Origin of the sequence: Streptomyces mutabilis, assembly GCF_014649815.1 — a bacterium.
GTDB lineage: Bacteria > Actinomycetota > Actinomycetes > Streptomycetales > Streptomycetaceae > Streptomyces > Streptomyces mutabilis.
Genome location: NZ_BMTT01000324.1, coordinates 1 through 515, shown reverse-complemented (window position 1 = coordinate 515; position 515 = coordinate 1). Strand labels below are relative to the sequence as shown.

Here is a 515-nt window from a genome sequence, read left to right as displayed (position 1 = left end):
ACCTGAAGTGTATAAGTTACCAGATGCTGAGCGAGCGTTTGATAAAGATACACCGTTTGATGATGGCGCAGAAGTTGTTGTAACGTGAACATTACTACTTGATGTTGAATAGCTTGCGCCTAAACCACCAGTCGGTTGAGTTGTTCTTTGTGATTGCGTGTTGTTTGATTGATAGTTGTTGTAATTGTTGTAATTACTGTAGTTATTGTAGTTGCTATAGTTATTGTAACCATAGTAGTTGTAGTTATTATAATTATTATAGTTATATGAAGTATTTACACGATCTGGACTCCAGTTACCTTTCCAAGTGTAGTGGTAGTTACCTTCAGCATCGATTGTGTAAGTGTAGCTATATGAATAAGGGTCGTTTGGATTGTACCCATCATTATTTTGTTCTGCTGCTTGTGCGTCATGGTGTGCAAATGCGAAAGTAGCGATTCCTGCAGTTGCAATTGTAGCTGTAGCGATTTTTTTCATTGTTAAATATCCTCCTAAAAATTTAAATAATTAATTTC

At 35.9% G+C, this 515-nt stretch carries 1 pseudogene; it reads right to left on the bottom strand.

Going from position 1 to position 515, the window contains the following annotated elements:
* A pseudogene (locus IE142_RS40505) lies at positions 1–477 on the bottom strand (hypothetical protein); the annotation flags it as partial.
* Positions 478–515: the final 38 nt, after the last annotated feature.